Origin of the sequence: Pseudomonas sp. CFII64 (genome assembly GCF_000416235.1) — a bacterium.
GTDB lineage: Bacteria > Pseudomonadota > Gammaproteobacteria > Pseudomonadales > Pseudomonadaceae > Aquipseudomonas.
Genome location: NZ_ATLO01000025.1, coordinates 74975 through 93130 on the forward strand (window position 1 = coordinate 74975; position 18156 = coordinate 93130).

15 protein-coding genes are annotated in these 18156 nt (G+C 60.0%); 9 read left to right on the top strand and 6 right to left on the bottom strand.

Features of this window, described 5'->3' with window-relative positions:
• Positions 1–25: 25 nt before the first annotated feature.
• The 4 genes from rsmA to CFII64_RS11355 are packed head-to-tail and all read right to left on the bottom strand — an operon-like array spanning position 26 to position 5895.
• Positions 26–832, bottom strand: coding sequence for a 16S rRNA (adenine(1518)-N(6)/adenine(1519)-N(6))-dimethyltransferase RsmA (rsmA, locus tag CFII64_RS11340; RefSeq protein ID WP_020290916.1), 807 nt, complete (start codon positions 830–832; stop codon positions 26–28).
• A complete protein-coding gene (gene pdxA, locus CFII64_RS11345) occupies positions 829–1818 on the bottom strand; it encodes a 4-hydroxythreonine-4-phosphate dehydrogenase PdxA (RefSeq protein ID WP_020290917.1) in 990 nt (329 codons plus the stop codon). The genes rsmA and pdxA overlap by 4 nt, the downstream gene beginning before the upstream one ends.
• Positions 1815–3137, bottom strand: coding sequence for a peptidylprolyl isomerase (locus CFII64_RS11350; RefSeq protein WP_020290918.1), 1323 nt, complete (start codon positions 3135–3137; stop codon positions 1815–1817). Before CFII64_RS11350 ends, pdxA begins: the two co-directional genes overlap by 4 nt.
• On the bottom strand, positions 3118–5895 hold the full coding sequence (locus tag CFII64_RS11355) for an LPS-assembly protein LptD (RefSeq protein ID WP_020290919.1): 2778 nt from the start codon (positions 5893–5895) through the stop codon (positions 3118–3120). The genes CFII64_RS11350 and CFII64_RS11355 overlap by 20 nt, the downstream gene beginning before the upstream one ends.
• A 129-nt stretch (positions 5896–6024) precedes the next feature.
• Between CFII64_RS11355 and CFII64_RS11360 the strand changes: the two genes are divergently transcribed.
• Genes CFII64_RS11360 through CFII64_RS11370 form a run of 3 tightly spaced genes read left to right on the top strand, consistent with a single transcriptional unit; the run spans position 6025 to position 8535 of the window.
• On the top strand, positions 6025–7050 hold the full coding sequence (locus CFII64_RS11360) for an aminoglycoside phosphotransferase family protein (protein ID WP_020290920.1): 1026 nt from the start codon (positions 6025–6027) through the stop codon (positions 7048–7050).
• 46 nt (positions 7051–7096) lie between these two features.
• The gene (gene murU / locus CFII64_RS11365; protein WP_020290921.1) at positions 7097–7768 is read left to right on the top strand and encodes an N-acetylmuramate alpha-1-phosphate uridylyltransferase MurU; all 672 of its coding nucleotides are present in this window, start codon (positions 7097–7099) and stop codon (positions 7766–7768) included.
• Positions 7768–8535 carry a TerB family tellurite resistance protein gene (locus tag CFII64_RS11370; protein ID WP_020290922.1) on the top strand — a complete coding sequence of 256 codons (768 nt, stop codon included), beginning with the start codon at positions 7768–7770 and terminating at the stop codon, positions 8533–8535. Before murU ends, CFII64_RS11370 begins: the two co-directional genes overlap by 1 nt.
• A gap of 529 nt (positions 8536–9064) precedes the next feature.
• Here the strand turns inward: CFII64_RS11370 and CFII64_RS11375 are convergent.
• The gene (locus CFII64_RS11375; RefSeq protein ID WP_020290923.1) at positions 9065–10066 is read right to left on the bottom strand and encodes an alpha/beta hydrolase family protein; all 1002 of its coding nucleotides are present in this window, start codon (positions 10064–10066) and stop codon (positions 9065–9067) included.
• Between the two features lie 97 nt (positions 10067–10163).
• Between CFII64_RS11375 and CFII64_RS11380 the strand changes: the two genes are divergently transcribed.
• The 6 genes from CFII64_RS11380 (at position 10164) to CFII64_RS11405 (ending at position 17506) form a co-directional block, all read left to right on the top strand.
• Positions 10164–12173, top strand: a complete 2010-nt coding sequence (locus CFII64_RS11380) for a transporter substrate-binding domain-containing protein (RefSeq protein ID WP_020290924.1) — start codon at positions 10164–10166, stop codon at positions 12171–12173.
• Complete coding sequence (locus CFII64_RS11385; RefSeq protein WP_020290925.1) at positions 12170–12799, top strand: response regulator transcription factor; 630 nt, start codon at positions 12170–12172, stop codon at positions 12797–12799. Before CFII64_RS11380 ends, CFII64_RS11385 begins: the two co-directional genes overlap by 4 nt.
• Positions 12800–13105: 306 nt before the next feature.
• Positions 13106–14230, top strand: coding sequence for an ABC transporter ATP-binding protein (locus CFII64_RS11390; protein WP_020290926.1), 1125 nt, complete (start codon positions 13106–13108; stop codon positions 14228–14230).
• Between the two features lie 84 nt (positions 14231–14314).
• The gene (locus tag CFII64_RS11395) at positions 14315–15346 is read left to right on the top strand and encodes a polyamine ABC transporter substrate-binding protein (RefSeq protein WP_020290927.1); all 1032 of its coding nucleotides are present in this window, start codon (positions 14315–14317) and stop codon (positions 15344–15346) included.
• Between the two features lie 79 nt (positions 15347–15425).
• Positions 15426–16673: an ABC transporter permease gene (locus CFII64_RS11400; RefSeq protein WP_020290928.1), complete on the top strand. Its 1248-nt coding sequence runs from the start codon at positions 15426–15428 to the stop codon at positions 16671–16673.
• An 11-nt stretch (positions 16674–16684) separates the two neighbouring features.
• The gene (locus CFII64_RS11405; protein ID WP_020290929.1) at positions 16685–17506 is read left to right on the top strand and encodes an ABC transporter permease; all 822 of its coding nucleotides are present in this window, start codon (positions 16685–16687) and stop codon (positions 17504–17506) included.
• Positions 17507–17579: 73 nt separating this feature from the next.
• Here the strand turns inward: CFII64_RS11405 and CFII64_RS11410 are convergent, their stop codons facing one another.
• Positions 17580–18146, bottom strand: coding sequence for a DUF4136 domain-containing protein (locus CFII64_RS11410; protein ID WP_020290930.1), 567 nt, complete (start codon positions 18144–18146; stop codon positions 17580–17582).
• Positions 18147–18156: the final 10 nt, after the last annotated feature.

The following is an 18156-nucleotide window of genomic DNA, read 5'->3' on the forward strand; positions in this document are numbered from 1 at the left end:
TAATCCCCCGCATGTCCTGCGCGCATTACGCCTCGACCGGCTTCTCGCTGAGTATGTCGGCCAGGCGCACGAACGCGGCCAGATCCAGTTGTTCTGGACGCAGGCTGCCGTCCACGCCAGCGGCGGTAATGTCATCGCTGGTAAGCAGCAGCTTGAGCGTGTTGCGCAAGGTCTTGCGCCGCTGATTGAAGGCTTCGCGCACGACGCGTTCAAGCAGGCGATGATCCTTGGCGGGATGCGGCAGGGTTTCGTGCGGCACCAGACGAACGATGGCTGAATCGACTTTCGGCGGCGGATTGAACGCGCCCGGTCCGACGTTGAACAGATGTTCCACACGGCAGTGATACTGAACCATGATCGACAAACGGCCATAATCGCCGCCGCCAGGGCCTGCCGCCATACGCTGCACCACTTCTTTCTGCAACATGAAGTGCATGTCGCGGATCAGGTCGGCGTTTTGCAACAGATGAAAAATCAGCGGCGTGGAGATGTTGTAGGGCAGGTTACCCACCACACGCAGGCTGTTGGCGGGCGCGTTGAGGCTGGTGAAGTCGAACTTCAGCGCGTCGCCCTGATGCAGGTTGAAGTTTGGCTTGGTGCCGAACTGGTGAATCAGGATCGGGATCAAGTCCTTGTCCAGCTCAACCACATCCAGTTGCGCGTTGCTGTTGAGCAGGCCTTCGGTCAGGGCACCCTGGCCCGGCCCGATTTCCAGCAGGCGGTCTTCTGGCTTGGCACGAATGGCACGCAGGATTTTGTCGATCACGCCAGCGTCGTGCAGGAAGTTTTGCCCAAAGCGTTTGCGCGCCTTGTGTTGGAATTGCTCGGTCATGAATGGGTCTCGGCCATCTGATAGGCGGTTTCCAGGGCGACTCGCAGGCTGCCGGTGTCGATTTTGCCACTGCCCGCCAGATCCAGCGCGGTGCCGTGGTCGACAGAAGTACGAATGATCGGCAGGCCGAGGGTCACGTTGACTGCGGCGCCGAAACCTTTGTATTTCAGCACGGGTAAGCCCTGGTCGTGGTACATCGCCAGCACTGCATCGCAGTGCTCCAGATATTTTGGGGTAAACAGAGTGTCGGCGGGCAGCGGGCCACGCAAATCCAGGCCCTCGCTGCGCAGACGCTCCAGAGTGGGTTCAATGATGTCGATTTCTTCGCGGCCCAGATGTCCGCCTTCGCCAGCATGCGGGTTCAGCCCGCAGACCAGGATGCGTGGGCGTGCGATGCCGAACTTGTTGACCAGATCGGCGTGCAGGATGCGGGTTACGCGCTCCAGTCGCTCGGCAGTGATGGCATCGGCCACGTCGCGCAGAGGCAGGTGCGTCGTGACCAGCGCGACACGCAAGTCGCCGGTCGCCAGCATCATCACCACCTGTTCGGTGTGAGTCAGTTCGGCGAGGAACTCGGTGTGGCCGGAAAACGGGATGCCGCTGTCATTGATCACGCCTTTGTGAACGGGCGCGGTGATCATGCCGACGAAATCGCCGTCGATGCAGCCTTGCCCGGCGCGTGTCAGGGTTTCCAGAACGAACGGGCCATTGGCCGTGTTCAGCTCGCCGGCGACGACAGGTCCGCGTAACGGCGTATCCCAGACGTACAGGCTGCCAACAGGCGCAGGCTGATCGGGAAAGGCGTCGGGTGTGACGCCAATCAGGTTGACGGCCACGCCCAGTTGCGCGGCCCGCTCGGTGAGCAGGTCGCGGCTGGTAATGGCAATCAGGGGGTGCGGCTGAGGCTGCGTGGCGAGTAGCAGGCAAAGGTCAGGACCAATGCCGGCCGGCTCGCCGGGTGTCAGAGCGAAACGCTTTGGTTTCACTGCGCAGCCTGGGCGGCGCCAGGGAGCTTGATTTCAACGTAGGCTTCGTCGCGGATCTGACGCAGCCAGGTTTGCAGCTCTTCGTCGTATTTGCGGTTACGCAACACGGTCAGGGCTTGCTGATCACGGGCCTGGTTGGTGCTGTCAGTGGCGCGGCGGCCAAGGACTTCCAGTACGTGCCAGCCGTAAGCGGTCTTGAATGGCTTGGACAACGTGCCTTGCGGCGTGTCGTTCATCACCTGACGGAATTCCGGAACCAGCGAGTTGGGATCAACCCAGTTCAGATCGCCGCCGTTGAGTGCCGAACCCGGATCTTCGGAGAAGCTCTTCGCCAGTTCGCCGAAGTCATCGCCATTCTGGATGCGGTCGTAGATCTTCTGCGCCAGACGCTTGGTTTCTTCTTCGCTGCGGATCTCGCTTGGCTTGATCAGGATATGACGCACATGCACTTCATCGCGCATTTGAGCCTGGCCTTCACCGCCGCGTTTTTCCAGCAACTTGAGAATGATGAAACCACCTGGAGTCCGTGCTGGAGGCGTTACGTCGCCAATCGGCATGGTCCCGAGCATGTCACCAAACGGCGGTGGCAGCTGAGCGGCTTTACGCCAGCCCATGTCGCCGCCTTCCAGGGCGCTTTCGCTGGCGGAGTTGGCAATTGCCATCTGACCGAAGTCAGCGCCTTGCTTAAGCTTGCCGTACAGGTCTTGAGCCTTGCGGGCAGCGGTCTGGATCTGGTCCGAGGACGCGCTGTCCGGCGTGGCGATCAGGATGTTGGCGAGGTGGAACTCTTCCGACAGCTGAGCCTTGCCCTGGCCGGAAGCAAGGAAGTTCTTCACTTCCTGTTCGGAGACCTGGATGCGTTCGGCAACCCGGCGCTGACGCACCCGGCTGATGATCATTTCGCGACGAACCTGCTCGCGAGCATCGTTGAAGGACAACCCGTCACGGGACAACGCGGCGCGGAACTGGTCCACGCTCATGTTGTTGCGCTGGGCAATGGTGCCGATGGCCTGGTTCAGCTCTTCGTCGGTGATTCGAATGCCGGAGCGTTCGCCGATCTGCAACTGCAGGTTTTCCAGGATCAGACGATCCAGAACCTGCGGCTGCAGTGCTTCTGCAGGTGGAACGCCCGAACCGCGCTTGGCGATGGTCTGTTGAACCTCACGGACACGCTGGTCCATCTGGCTCTTCATGATCACGTCGTTATCGACAATGGCCACCACGCTGTCCAGCGGCTGGACCGCAGCATGCGCTGCAGTCCCCAGGAGTAACGCGCCCAGCAGCAGCGGGCGCAGACAATCAGAAAGCTTGGTCTTCACGTTCACGATAACCTTGAATGCCTTTGTCGAGGAAACTCTCTACTTTGGCGCCGGTAACGCCACCAAGTCCCTTCAACACAATTTGTAGGAATACGCCGTGGTCGCCTTTCTCGTTCTGAGGGGCGTCCTGGCTGAACTCGTCGTAGTCGACCCAGTAGCGGCTGATCAAACGCAGTTTCCAGCAGCAGTTGTCATACTCGAAACCACCGAAGGCTTCCAGCGTGCGGTCGCGGTTGTAATCGTACTGCCAGCGGCTGATGGCGTTCCACTGCGGAACGATTGGCCAGATGACCGAGAAGTCATGCTGCTGGATCTTGTAGTAATCCTTGACGTAGTTCGCGCTACCTGGAGTGCCGTAATCGCCACCGCCCACGCTCCACTTGCCGGTGGTCTGGTCGTAACGCACCAGGTCATTGCGGTAGCGGTAGCCGAGGTTGACGACCTTGTTCGGGTTGTCTTCAGGCTGGTAGTGGAACATTGCGCTGCCGGAGCGTGTGCTGTGGCTGTCCGGATCCCAGTTGAAATCCGAATTGACACGCCAGTCGCGGTTGAAGCGGTATTCGTATTCGAGTGCATACGGCGAGACGTTCGCTTGTGCGTCGTCACGATCCTTGAACTCGATGCCAGGCAATTGAACCTTGCGGTCCTTGAAGTACAGCGCCTGACCAACGCTCAAGCGTTGACGTTCGAAACCGTTGTCTTCGATCCAGCGGTTGGTGATGCCCAGGGACAACTTGTTTTCGTCGCCGATACGGTCGGAGCCGACGAAACGGTTGTCACGGAACAGCGACGCGTAGTTGAACGTCGTTTCAGCCGTGTCGAAGATTGGAATGTCGCTCTGGTCCTTCTCGGGAACATAGAGATAGAACAGGCGCGGTTCCAGGGTCTGGCGATAGTTCTTGCCGAACCATTGCGTGTTGCGGTCGAAGTACAGGCCGCTGTCGACGCTGAAGATTGGTACGGCGCGGTTTTCGCTGCTGTTGAATTCTTCGTCAGGAAGCAGGGTCTGCTTGCCCTGGGAATCCAGATCCAGTTGGTACTGGGTGTAGACGTATTTCAATTTCGGCGTCAGGAAGCCGTAGGTCCAGTTCATCGGCATGCTGACCGATGGAGCCAGATTAAGGCGGTCGCCATTGGCGCGAGCCAGGCCTGTGACATTCCTGTCGAGGCGAGGGCTGGATATACCGTCCTGATCGACGTAGTCGCCTTTTTCCAGATCGCGGTCAAAACGCACCAGCTCGGTCTGGTAATCGAAGTGCAGGCCGCCCGGGTTGTAAGGCAGCGCACCGTTGAAAGTGATCTGCGGCAGGCGGTTGTACGGGGTGATGTTGGCGACGGTTGCCAGCTTGTAGGCCTGGGCGTTGACGGCTGCCGTGTAGGTGTCACCACGGTAGGTCAGGGAACCCTGCTGGTTGATGTAGTCGCGGCTATCGACGCCGATCTGATCGCTCTGCAAATCCTGGAAGTAATAAGGATCGCTGACATCGGTGTAGTCGACCTGAGTCAACCAGCGCGAGTCCAGGCCACCTTTGTGCTGCCAGTTGATCATCCAGCGGGTTTTTTCGTAGTCGGTCTGACGACGACGTTCATCTTCATCATCGTTCAGGTAAGCGCCGCCGAACTGACCTTCGCTGCTTTTGGTCAGGTAACGGAATTCGCCTTCCATCAACAGGCCGCGTTTGGCCATGTAACGAGGATAAAGCGTGGCATCGTAGTTCGGTGCTAGGTTGAAGTAGTAAGGCGTAACCAGCATGAGGCCGGTATCGCTGCCGGTGCCGATGGTCGGCGGCAGGAAGCCTGACTGGCGACGGTCGTCGATCGGGAAGTAGATATACGGCGTGTAGAGGACCGGTATGTCTTTGACCCGAAGGGTGACGTTGGTCGCGGTGCCGAAACCGGTAGCCGGGTTCAGCGTGATGTTGTTGCCTTTGAGGGTCCACGCGTTGCTGCCCGGTTCGCACGTGGTGTACGTACCGTCCTTCAAACGGATGATCGCGTTCTCGGCACGCTTGGCGTACAGGGCATTACCGCGAATATTCGATTTGTGCAGCACGTATTCTGCGTTGTCGACCTGGGCTTCGCCGGTGTCGAGTTGGAGTTCGGCGTGGTCGCCGACGATCAAGGCGCCGTTGTCGCGCAAACGGACATCGCCGTTCAGCTCGCCACGGTTTTCAGTCTGATGAAGGCTCGCTTCCTGAGCCTGGACCTGCATGCTGCCCTGACGCAATACAACGTCACCGGCGAGCGTGGCGATCTGCTCTTCCTGCTGGTAGCGAGAAGCCTTGGCACCGATGAACATCGGCGCGTCGCTCATCTTGGTCTTGTCGTCCATGCCGGGCCGGATCGGCTCGACATAGGCGCCCGAGCAATATGGACCGGTTTCGGCCAGTTGCGCAGGTGTCAGCTTGTCGCGAGGAACCCAATCGAGGTGGCTGTAGTCTGCACTACGCGACTTCAGACCTTTGCCCTTGGCTTCGGTTACCAGTTTGGTGGTAGCGACAGCAGGTTCACTGGTGGAGCCACTGTCCGAAGTGACCGTGCCGTTGGAACTGACCGACGTCGTGCTATGCACGGGGCGCGGAGGCAATTCGAGGGCGTTGGTTTTCGGCGCGCAATCCCAGGCGCCCGAAGCAGACACTGAACAGTCATACTGTTCCGCTGCGACCGCGAACTGAGTGGCAAGAGGTTGCATCGCCAGCAAACTGCCGGTTACGAGCAACGGAAATTTTTTACGAAACGCGGGGGATTTCAATGCCATCTTATTAATCCGGGCTTCCTGCGCGCCATCTGCCCGCGGGGGGGCCGCACGCCTCTCGATGGGCTGAAAAAGATGTCGGATAATAAAGCATGACCCGCTTGACGGCTAGCGCCGTCGGAGACCCTTGCAATGCCAGATCAAGATGTACGCCTGCAACACCTCGAAACTTGGCTCGATGAGCAACTTCCCGCGCTGTTCGCAGCGCAAGGCTGGGGCGCGATTCCCCCGGCCACGTTGACTGCGGCCAGTAGTGACGCGAGTTTTCGCCGTTACTTCCGTTGGCAGGGGGGCGAACGAACTTTTATTGTGATGGATGCGCCGCCGCCCCAGGAAAACTGCAAACCCTTCGTCGATATCGCAGGTTTATTAGATAAATCAGGGATTAATGTTCCGAAAATTTATGCCGAAGACCTGACGCAGGGCTTTTTGCTGCTCAACGATCTGGGTCAGAAAACCTGGCTCGACGTCCTCGATGCTGACAACGCCGACGCTTTGTTTGCCGAAGCGCTCGATACGCTGCTGGCTTTTCAGCAGTTGCCGATGGATGCGCCGTTGCCCAGCTATGACGTGGCATTGCTGCGTCGCGAGCTGGAGTTGTTCCCGCAGTGGTATGTCGCTCGGGAGCAGGGCGCCGAATTTGACGCGCAACAGCAGGCCATGTGGCAGCGGGTCAGCGATCTGTTGATCAACAGCGCGCTGGAGCAGCCCCAAGTGCTGGTCCATCGCGACTATATGCCGCGCAACCTGATGCTCAGCGAGCCCAATCCCGGCGTGCTGGATTTCCAGGATGCGGTGTACGGCCCGGTGACCTACGACGTGACGAGCCTGTTCAAGGATGCGTTCCTGAGCTGGCCCGAAGATCGCGTGCAAGGCTGGCTGAAGCTCTACTGGGACAAGGCGCAGGCCTTGGGCATCCCGGTGCAGGACGATTTCGCCGCGTTTGTGCGGGCCAGCGACTTGATGGGCGTGCAGCGGCATTTGAAGGTGATCGGGATTTTCGCGCGCATTTGCCATCGTGATGGCAAGCCGCGCTACCTGGCCGACGTGCCGCGTTTCTTTGCTTATATAGAAGCGGTGTTGTCCAGGCGTCCCGAGCTGGCCGAGCTGGGCCAACTGCTGACCAGCCTGAAGCAACCGGTGACACACGCTGTATGAAGGCCATTACTACTGGAAGGGTATCGATTGTGTTGAAGAGGCTTGCATGAAAGCGATGATTCTCGCTGCTGGAAAAGGCGAACGAATGCGTCCGTTGACCCTGCACACGCCAAAACCTTTGGTGCGTGCTGGCGGCGTGCCTCTGATCGAATACCATTTGCGCGCCCTGCAACACGCCGGCTTTCACGATGTGGTGATCAACCACGCATGGCTGGGCCAGCAGATCGAGGATTATCTGGGTGACGGGCAACGCCTGAACCTGAGCATTCGCTACTCGCCGGAAGGTGAACCGCTGGAAACCGGCGGCGGCATCTTCCGTGCCTTGCCGTTGTTGGGCGAAGAACCTTTCGTTGTGGTCAATGGCGATATCTTTACCGACTACGACTTCGCCGATTTGCGCATGCCCATCGCCGGGCTCGCGCATCTGGTGTTGATCGATAACCCTGCCCACAACCCCAACGGCGATTTCGCCCTGGTCGACGGGCAGGTTCGCGATGACGACTCGGCAGGGCCCCGGCTGACCTACAGCGGCATCGCCATTTTGCATCCACGTCTGTTTGCCGGTTGCGAGGCCGGGGCGTTCAAGCTGGCGCCGTTGTTGCGTCAAGCCATGGCGCAGGGCCAGGTCACCGGCGAGCATTTCAGCGGGCGTTGGGTGGATGTTGGCACTCGCGAACGGCTGGCTGAAGTCGAACGACTGCTTGCGGTGGCTGGCTGATGTTGTGGCCGGGCACGTTACTGGGAGCGGGCGCAGGTTATCTGATCGCCAGCATTCCGGGCGCCATGCTCGGCGCTTTGCTGGGGCAGGCGCTCGACCGCCGTCTGGCCCTGCAAAGCTGGGCCGATCTGCGCGCTCGGCTGGGCGGCCGTCCGGTGCCCCGCGACGATGAGCTGTTGTTCCTGTTGCTGGGGCGGTTGGCAAAACGTGACGGCCGCGTGGTCGAGCAGCATATCCAGCAGGCCCGAGTGGAAATGCGTCGGCTGAACATGAGCGAACCGGCGCAGCGCCGCGCGATTGCCGCGTTCAACCGGGGCAAGGATGGTCGCGATCCTCTGCGCGGTTATCTTCGGCACTTCAGGACTCAACCCCATGCCGCCGAAGGTTTGCTGCGCGCCTGCTGGCGCATGGCCTGGGCGAACGGCCGGGCAACACGCAACGAGCGCGAATTGATCGTGCTGTGGGGTAAATGGCTGGGTTGGCCGGCGGCGAAAGTTGAAGCCCTGGCCGCTGAACATGACACGCAACGAAAACCGCTGACCAGCAAGGTCAACGACTATCAACACGCGCTGACGTTGCTGGGCGTGCAGGCCGATTCCGAACCTGCGCACATCAAGCGCGCCTATCGGCGTCTGCTCAGTCGTAACCATCCGGACAAGATTGCCGGTTCCGGCGCAAGCCAGATCCAGGTCCGCGACGCCACCGACCGCACCCGCGAATTGCACAGCGCCTACACCTTGATCAAGGAACGGCGCGGGTTTCGGTGAGCGTTGCATTACACGCGATTTCCGCATTGCTTCGGTAGGACCGGACTTGTCCGGGAAGACGTTGGCGCAGGCACCGGATGGGTGTCAGGCGAAATGATTCTGACCGATCCGACGCCATCGGGGACAAGTCCCCTCCTACCGGATGGTGTATGGCTCGGTAGGACCGGACTTGTCCGGGAAAGCGTTGGCGCAGACACCGGATGGGTGTCAGGCGAAATGATTCTGACCGATCCGACGCCATCGGGGACAAGTCCCCTCCTACCGGATGGTGTATGGCTCGGTAGGACCGGACTTGTCCGGGAAAGCGTTGGCGCAGACACCGGATGGGTGTCAGGCGAAATGATTCTGACCGATCCGACGCCATCGGGGACAAGTCCCCTCCTACCGGATGGTGTATGGCTCGGTAGGACCGGACTTGTCCGGGAAAGCGTTGGCGCAGACACCGGATGGGTGTCAGGCGAAATGATTCTGACCGATCCGCCGCCATCGGGGACGAGTCCCTCCTACGGAGTCGGTGCACGTCTGTGAATCACTTCGCCTCGATCCACCCGCGCACCCGGCGGAACATCTGTTCCTGTTCGGCTTCTTCGTTACCCGGAATGGCTGTGAGTCCAACCTGGGTAAATCCGGCGCTCTTCGTCCGTTTGCTGGCTTGCAGGCGTGCGGTTGCCGCCTCTCGGGCCTGGACCTGTTCCTTGTAGACGAAGTCCGAAGTCTTCATTTTCAGGGTCGGGATCAGTTCCAGCAGCGGCGGTTTGGCATCCAGCGGTTCATGAGCGGTGACCATGACGAATTTCTGCACCAGCGGCGAAGGCCGTTCGCTCAGGAAACGTGCGGCCCAATAGGCGCCGTTGCCATGACCGAGCAGTACGATGCTGCGGGCCTTGTTCTGCTGGGCAAAACTGATGGCGCTTTCAATGCGGGCGAAGATCCGCTCGGCTTGGGCCTTGGCCTGTTCTTCGGCTGCGGCGGCGTTCGCAGCAGTGGCGGCGGCTTCCTTTTCGGCAGCTGCGGCCTTGTCTGCTTCCAGCGCGGCGGCATCTTTCGGCGCGGCGTCCTTGGGCACTTCCTTGGGTTTGTCGGTGCCAGCGGCGTCTGCCGGTGCCGCTTCGACTTCTCGCGGCTGGCTGAAATCGCTTTGCACATCGGGCAGCGTCAGGCTCAGGCTGGCCCAGCCGATATCCGGGAAACGTCGACGCAGCGGGCCAACGGTGTCGGGCCAGTCCGCCGATTCGTCGGCCCCCGGCACAATAATCACCGCGCCCTTTGGTTCATCGCTGTTGGCTGGCTTCCACAACGCCAGAAACGTCTCGTCCCCGGCTTGCAGTTGCTGTTGATCGGCTTGCGGGACGCGGCCTTCAAGGGCCAGCGCGTCTTCCTGGCTGCGCGGCAACAGCGGAGCCCGTTCGATGACGGGCTCGGCGGCAGCATCTTTAGCCGGTTCAGGATCAGCAGCGCTTGCAGACGGCGCACAGGGTAAGATCAGCGCGAGCCACAATGCAGGAAGCATTGCGCGAAAGGTGTAGGACATTGAGTATTCCAGAGCAGAAACTATTTCCGCAGCCTAATGGGTTGATCGGCATTTGTCAGGCAACGCGTCTCAGATCGCACACAGGAACAACCTATAAATGACTGGTCTGCTGCGCACGGGTGTTATCGGCTGTCTGGCCCTGCTCTTGATGATCGGTGCGGGATTGGCCCAGGCTGCGCCAGCCGCTTCCACGCCTTCGGTGCTGACCCCGCAGCAGCACAGCTGGCTTGAGCAACGCGGGCAGTTGCGGGTTGGACTGGTCATGCAGGCGCCGTACGCGCAATTTGACCGCCGCCAACAGCAGCTTTCCGGCGCCAACGTCGACCTGATGAACCTGCTGGGCAAAAGCCTGCAAGTCGAACTGTTGTGGCGCAACTTTCCTGATCAGGCCTCCCTCGAAGATGCCCTGGCCCAAGGCATGGTGGACATCGCGCCCGGCCTGACGCAAACCCCGGCGGGCCTGAAGAACTGGCTGTTCTCCGATCCGTACATGCGCGTGTCGCAACTGGTGGTCGGCGAGCGGGACGGCAGCGGCGTCGTGGATCTGGAAAAACTCGACAGCCGCACCCGTGTTGCGGTGCGGATGCCCAGCGTCACGGCGGATTATTTGCGCGGCAACTATCCGCATTTGAATCTGCAAGGCGTTCCCCTTGAACGCCAGGCGCTGCAATTGCTGTTGAGTCAGCAGGCGCGCTACGCGGTGCTGGACGAGGCGCAACTGAGTCGCCTGTCCCGCGAGCCTGAGTTTGCCGGGCTCAGCATCGTCGGCGATATCGGTTTCCCGCAGTTGCTGCGCATTGCCTCGCGGCGGGACGCGCCGGAACTGGCGGAGATCATCAGCGCTGCCTTGCAGGCAATTCCAGCGCGGGAACTGGATCAGCTGCATGCGCGCTGGCTGCCGCTCAATTCAGTCAAAGCCAGCGAATCCCCCGGCTTTTGGCAAAATGTTTGCCTGTTGTTGCTGGTGCTGCTGCTCGCCTGCTTTGCGATTGTCATCTGGCAACGTCGCCAACAGCAGGCGCTGGAGCGCGAAGTGCTGGTCGCTCGTGAAGACATCGCGCGCCGTGCTGCGGGCGAAGAAGCGCTGCGTCTGGCGCAGTTTTCCATCGATCAAAGCACTGTCGGCATCCTGTGGGTCAACTGGGACAGTCGCGTGCGCTATGCCAATCAGGCCGCCGAAGCGATGTTGGGTTATCAGGCCGGGGGTGTGGTTGAGCGGCCGCTGATCGACTTCGAACCCGGCCTGCACATGGACCGCTGGCTGAGCCTGTGGCGCAGCGCGCGTTCCAGCGAAGGCGTTGCGCAGACCTTCGAAACCAACTGCGTACGCGCCGATGGCAGCATCTTGCCCGCCGACGTGTCCCTGAGTTTCCTGCGCTTTCAGGAATCCGAATACCTCGTGGTATTCCTCACCGACGTGACCGATCGGCGCGGCTATCACGAGCAACTGCGGGAATTGTCGGCGCATCTGGAAAGCGTGCGCGAAGAAGAAAAGGCGCGCATCGCCCGGGAAGTGCACGACGAACTGGGGCAGATGCTGACAGTCCTGAAGCTTGAAACGTCCATGTGCGAGCTGTCTTACGCCGATCTGGATCCGGGTTTGCGTGAGCGCCTCAACAGCATGAAACGCCTGATCTCGCAGTTATTTCAGCTGGTACGCGACGTGGCCACGGCGCTGCGCCCGCCGATTCTGGATGCCGGCATTGCTTCGGCGATTGAGTGGCAGGCGCAACGTTTCGAAGCGCGCACGCAAATTCCGTGTCTGGTTCAGGTGCCGGATAACCTTCCGGCGTTGAGTGACGCCCGGGCCATCGGCATGTTCCGGATTCTTCAGGAGGCGCTGACCAATGTCATGCGTCACGCCCAGGCGCACACCGTGGAAGTCAGCCTGACGCTGGATGGCGATCTGATGTGCATGACCATCGCCGACGACGGCCGTGGCTTCGTGCCGGAGCAGGGCAGGCCGGTTTCATTCGGGCTGGTGGGCATGCGCGAGCGGGTGCTGATGCTCGGCGGGCGATTGGAACTGGACAGCGAGTCCGGTGAAGGCACAACCTTGCGGGCATACATTCCGCTGGATCAAGTCGGGCAGGAGCGAGAAAAGTGATTCGTGTACTGGTAGCTGAAGATCACACGATTGTGCGCGAAGGCATCAAGCAATTGATTGGCCTGGCCAAGGATTTGCTGGTGGTGGGCGAGGCCAGCAATGGCGAGCAACTGCTGGAAACCCTGCGTCACGTGGAATGCGAAGTGGTGCTGCTGGATATCTCCATGCCTGGCGTCAACGGCCTGGAAGCGATCCCGAGGATTCGCGCGCTGACCAATCCGCCAGCGATCCTGGTGTTGTCGATGCACGACGAAGCGCAAATGGCCGCGCGCGCCCTGAAAGTCGGTGCCGCAGGCTATGCCACCAAAGACAGCGACCCGGCGTTGCTGCTGACGGCGATTCGCCGGGTGGCGGCGGGTGGGCGTTACATCGATCCGGATCTGGCCGACCGCATGGTGTTCGAAGTGGGCCTGACCGATAACCGGCCGCTGCATGCGTTGCTGTCCGAGCGGGAGTTTTCAGTATTCGAGCGCCTGGCCCAAGGCGCCAACGTCAACGACATCGCCCAGCAACTGGCGCTGAGCAGCAAGACCATCAGCACCCACAAAGCGCGCCTGATGCAGAAAATGAACCTCAACTCGTTGGCGGATCTGGTCAAGTACGCCATGGAGCACAAATTGCTCTGAGTCTGAAAACGACATGTCTTGGACCTCATTGATGTGGATACTGCAGGACCGGCTTTAGCCGGGAGAGCGCTGTTCTGGCGCCGCAGATACAGTCAAGGTAACGGCCCGCTCCCGGCTGAAGCCGGTCCTGCGGATTGCATGGCGTCCGCTAACGCGTCGGTCCGATAGACACTTTCTTCTGACAACATACCTAATCCCGCCATCCCTGTAGGGCAATCCCTACCCCAATCTCTCCTGCCCCCCGATTTGCGTGGCTTGACGCCTGGCCTAGGCTTGTCCCACGCAGACAAAACAAAGGTGTGGGTAATGAGCAACGTCGATTCAAGCGCTGGGGCAAACGATGTTCTGGTCAGCTTTCGTGGTGTGCAGAAGAGCTACGACGGCGAATCCCTCATCGTCAAAGACCTCAACCTGGAGATTCGCAAAGGCGAATTTCTGACTCTGCTCGGGCCTTCCGGTTCCGGCAAGACCACTAGCCTGATGATGCTGGCCGGGTTCGAAACCCCGACCGCCGGCGAAATCCTCCTCGCTGGCCGCTCCATCAATAACGTGCCGCCGCACAAGCGCGACATCGGCATGGTGTTCCAGAACTACGCGCTGTTCCCGCACATGACCGTTTCGGAAAACCTCGCGTTTCCGCTGTCGGTGCGCGGCCTGAGCAAGGCCGACATCAGCGAAAAGGTCAAACGTGCCCTGGACATGGTGCAACTGGGCACCTTCGCCCATCGCTACCCGGCGCAACTCTCTGGTGGTCAGCAACAGCGTGTGGCGCTGGCCCGCGCGCTGGTCTTCGAACCGCAACTGGTGCTGATGGACGAACCTTTGGGCGCGCTCGACAAGCAGCTGCGCGAACACATGCAGATGGAGATCAAGCATCTGCACCAGCGCCTGGGCGTGACCGTGGTCTACGTGACCCACGATCAGGGCGAAGCGCTGACCATGTCCGACCGTGTTGCGGTATTCCACGAAGGCGAAATCCAACAGATCGCGCCGCCGCGCACCTTGTATGAAGAGCCGAAAAACACCTTCGTCGCCAACTTCATCGGCGAGAACAACCGCCTTAATGGCAAGTTGCTCAGTCATTCCGGCGAGCGTTGCGTGGTGGAGCTCAGTCGCGGTGAGAAAGTCGAAGCCCTGGCCGTCAATGTCGGCGCGGTCGGTGAAGCCGTGACCCTGTCGATCCGGCCCGAGCGCATCAGCCTCAATGGCAACAGCGAAAACTGCGTGAACCGTTTCTCCGGCCGTGTGGCCGAGTTTGTGTATTTGGGTGACCACGTTCGCGTGCGCCTGGAAGTGGCAGGCAAAACCGATTTCTTCGTCAAGCAGCCCATCGCCGAGCTGGATCCGGCGTTGAGCGTTGGCGACGTTGTGCCAATTGGATGGCAAATCGAGCACGTTCGCGCGCTCGATCCCTTGCAGCAAGTGCATTGATTCACCAATAAAAAGGCATCAGCCAGAGGCGATAGATCGCCCTCAACGCATAAAACCAACACTGCTCGTGGAGAACACAACCAAATGCTCAAATCTTTGAAACTCACCGCCATTACGCTGGGCATGATGTGCGCGGCGCAAGCCATGGCTGCCGATCTGACCGTCGTATCCTTTGGCGGCGCCAACAAGGCGGCCCAGGAAAAAGCGTTTTACGCACCTTGGGACAAGGCTGGCAACGGCAAGATCATCGCCGGCGAATACAACGGTGAAATGGCCAAGGTCAAAGCCATGGTCGACACCAAGAGCGTGTCCTGGGATCTGGTAGAAGTCGAATCGCCGGAACTGGCTCGCGGTTGCGACGAAGACATGTTCGAAGAACTCGATCCGAAGCTGTTCGGCGACGCTGGCAAATACGTTAAAGGCGCCATTACCCATTGCGGCGCAGGCTTCTTCGTCTGGTCCACCGTGTTGGCTTACAACGCCGACAAACTGGCTTCGGCTCCGACCGGCTGGGCTGATTTCTGGAACACCGAAAAATTCCCGGGCAAACGTGGCCTGCGTAAAGGCGCCAAGTACACCCTGGAATTCGCGCTGATGGCTGACGGCGTTGCGCCGAAAGACGTCTACAAAGTGCTGGCCAGCAAAGAAGGCCAGGATCGCGCATTCAAGATGCTCGACAAGCTCAAGCCAAGCATTCAGTGGTGGGAAGCGGGCGCACAGCCTCCGCAGTTCCTGCAATCGGGTGACGTCGTGATGAGTTCAGCCTACAACGGTCGCATTGCAGCGGTGGCCAAAGAAAGCAAACTCAAAGTGGTCTGGACCGGCGGCGTCTACGACTTCGACGCATGGGCAATTCCGAAGGGTTCGAAAAACGCAGAAGCGGCGAAGAAGTTCATCGCGTACAGCTTGCAGCCTGAACAGCAGAAGACCTTCTCGGAAAACATCGCTTACGGTCCGGCCAATACCGACGCCGTCAAACTGTTGAGCGCTGAAACCCTGCAGAACATGCCGACTACGCCTGAGAACATCAAGGATCAGGTGCAGATCGACGTGCAATTCTGGAACGACAATGGCGAGTCACTGGAGCAGCGTTTCAACTCCTGGGCTGCCAAGTAAGCGCATCAAGTTGAGTTAGATCCGGGCGCGCTTCCTGTGTGGGAAGCGCGTCCCTCGTTGACAGATTTCGGAGTTCGCTATGGCCCTCGCCCTGCCCCTGCCTGACGGCGCCAGCCCCACCTTGAAACAGCGTCTGGATCGTGCCGAACGGGTCAACCGCTGGAAGGCCCAGGCACTGATTGCGCCACTGGTGATTTTCCTGTTGCTGGTGTTTCTGGTGCCAATCGTTGCGCTGCTTTACAAGAGCGTGGGCAATCCGGAAGTCGTCAACGCCTTGCCGACCACGGTCGTGCAGGTCGCGCAATGGGACGGCAAAGGTCTGCCTTCCGAGTCGGTCTATAAGGCACTGAGCCTGGACCTGGCCGAAACCCGCAAGAATTCGACTCTGGGCGATTTGTCCAAGCGTCTGAACATGGAACTGGCCGGCTACCGCAGCCTGCTGATGACCACTGCTCGCGCCTTGCCGTTTGCCACTGAACCGGCTTCTTACAAGGATGCGCTCGAAGCATTGGATGAACGTTGGGGTGATCCGGCCTATTGGCAGGTAATCCGCCGCAACACCAGTAGCGTTACCCCCTATTACCTGTTGGCCGCTGTCGACCACCGCATCGATGACCTCGGTGAAGTGGCGCCTGCGACCCCGGATCAAGCGATTTACCTGGATATCTTCGCCCGCACCTTCTGGATGGGGTTTGTCATCACCCTTATCTGCCTGGTCCTGGCTTATCCATTGGCTTACCTGTTGGCCAACCTGCCAGCACGGCAAAGCAACCTGTTGATGATTCTCGTGCTGCTGCCGTTCTGGACCTCGATTCTGGTGCGGGTCGCCGCGTGGATCGTGTTGCTGCAATCCAGCGGGCTGATCAATGGCGCGCTGATGGCCATGGGCATTATCGATAAGCCGCTGGAACTGGTGTTCAACCGGGTCGGCGTCTACATCTCCATGGTGCACATCATGCTGCCGTTCATGATTTTGCCGATCTACAGCGTGATGAAGGGCATTTCCCCGACCTACATGCGCGCAGCGATTTCCCTGGGCTGCAATCCATTCGCGAGCTTCTGGCGCGTGTACTTCCCGCAGACCTACGCCGGGATTGGCGCGGGTTGTCTGTTGGTGTTCATTCTGGCGATCGGCTACTACATCACCCCGGCATTGCTGGGCAGCCCGAACGACCAAATGGTCAGCTACTTCGTCGCGTTCTACACCAACACCAGCATCAACTGGGGCATGGCCACAGCGCTGGGCGGTCTGCTGTTGTTGGCAACCGTCGTGCTGTATCTGATTTATAACTGGTTGGTCGGCGCCAGCCGCCTGCGTTTGAGCTGAGGAAAGTCGCCATGTTGAGTCCCTATTCTTCGCCGCTTGAACGTGTCTGGTTTTACGCCCTGCGCATCATGTGCGGTCTGATCCTGTTGTTTCTGGTGCTGCCGGTATTGGTGATCATTCCGTTGTCGTTCAACTCCGGGAGCTTTCTGGTCTATCCGCTGCAAGGGTTTTCCATGCATTGGTATCAGGACTTCTTCAACTCGAACGAGTGGATGCGTGCCCTGAAAAACAGCCTGATCATCGCGCCGGCTGCCACCATCCTGGCCATGGGCTTCGGCACGCTGGCGGCGATTGGCCTGACCCGTGGCAATTTTCCGGGCAAGGCGCTGGTCATGGCTCTGGTAATTTCGCCCATGGTAGTGCCCGTGGTGATCATCGGCGTGGCCAGCTATCTGTTCTTCGCGCCGCTGGGAATGGGCAACAGCTTTATCTCGCTGATCCTGGTGCACGCGGTGTTGGGCGTGCCGTTCGTGATCATCACGGTGTCGGCGACCTTGCAGGGGTTCAACTACAACCTGGTACGCGCCGCCGCCAGCCTTGGCGCGTCGCCGCTGACCGCGTTTCGTCGGGTGACCTTGCCGCTGATCGCGCCGGGGGTGATTTCCGGTGCGCTGTTCGCTTTCGCCACTTCGTTTGATGAAGTGGTGGTGACGCTGTTCCTCGCCGGTCCCGAACAGGCGACCTTGCCTCGGCAGATGTTCAGCGGCATCCGCGAAAACCTCAGCCCGACCATCGCCGCCGCGGCAACGATGTTGATCGGTTTCTCGGTGGTTTTACTGCTGGTGCTGGAATGGTTGCGTGGGCGTAGCGAGAAGTTGCGTACGGCGGCGTAGGAGCGGCTTTAGCCGGGAGCGGCCTCGCGGCTGAAGCCGCTCCTACCGGCGAGTGCGGTTTGCAGGGCCCTGTTCAACGCGGCGGATACTGCTCCAGGATCTTCGCCACGGTCTGACGAATCACGTTGTTGCGGGCATCCGGATTGGCGGATCTTTCGCTGAGGATCTGCTCGGTGCTGCCGCGCCAGACCAGCTTGCCATCCTTGCCGTCGTACATATCAACCTGCAGCGTGGTCACTTTGTAATCGACGCTGCGGGTTTCAGTATTCATTGGCCCGCCCCAATAGCCGTACCCCCCCCAAGGCGAACCCCAGCCGCCGCCATAATTGGTGCTGACCAGTTGCTGGCGATTTTCGACGATCAACCAGGTCTGTATTTTCACATCCGCATTGCTGCCCGGTTTGGCCATGCGCAGGCCGCGCTGGTCCAGCTGTTCGCCCAGCGACTGACGAATGCGCTGCTCGGTCAGATCACTTTTGATGCGCGGATCATCCGGCTGATATTGCACGCCGGGTTCTTTCCAGCTCCAGCTGCGATAGCCGCCAAAGTCGCGGCTGGCATCGAAGTCACGATTGACCTGGCTGGTCTGGCAAGCGCTGAGCAACAGCGCCAGGGACAACACGACAAGACGGCGGAACATGGCAGTTCTC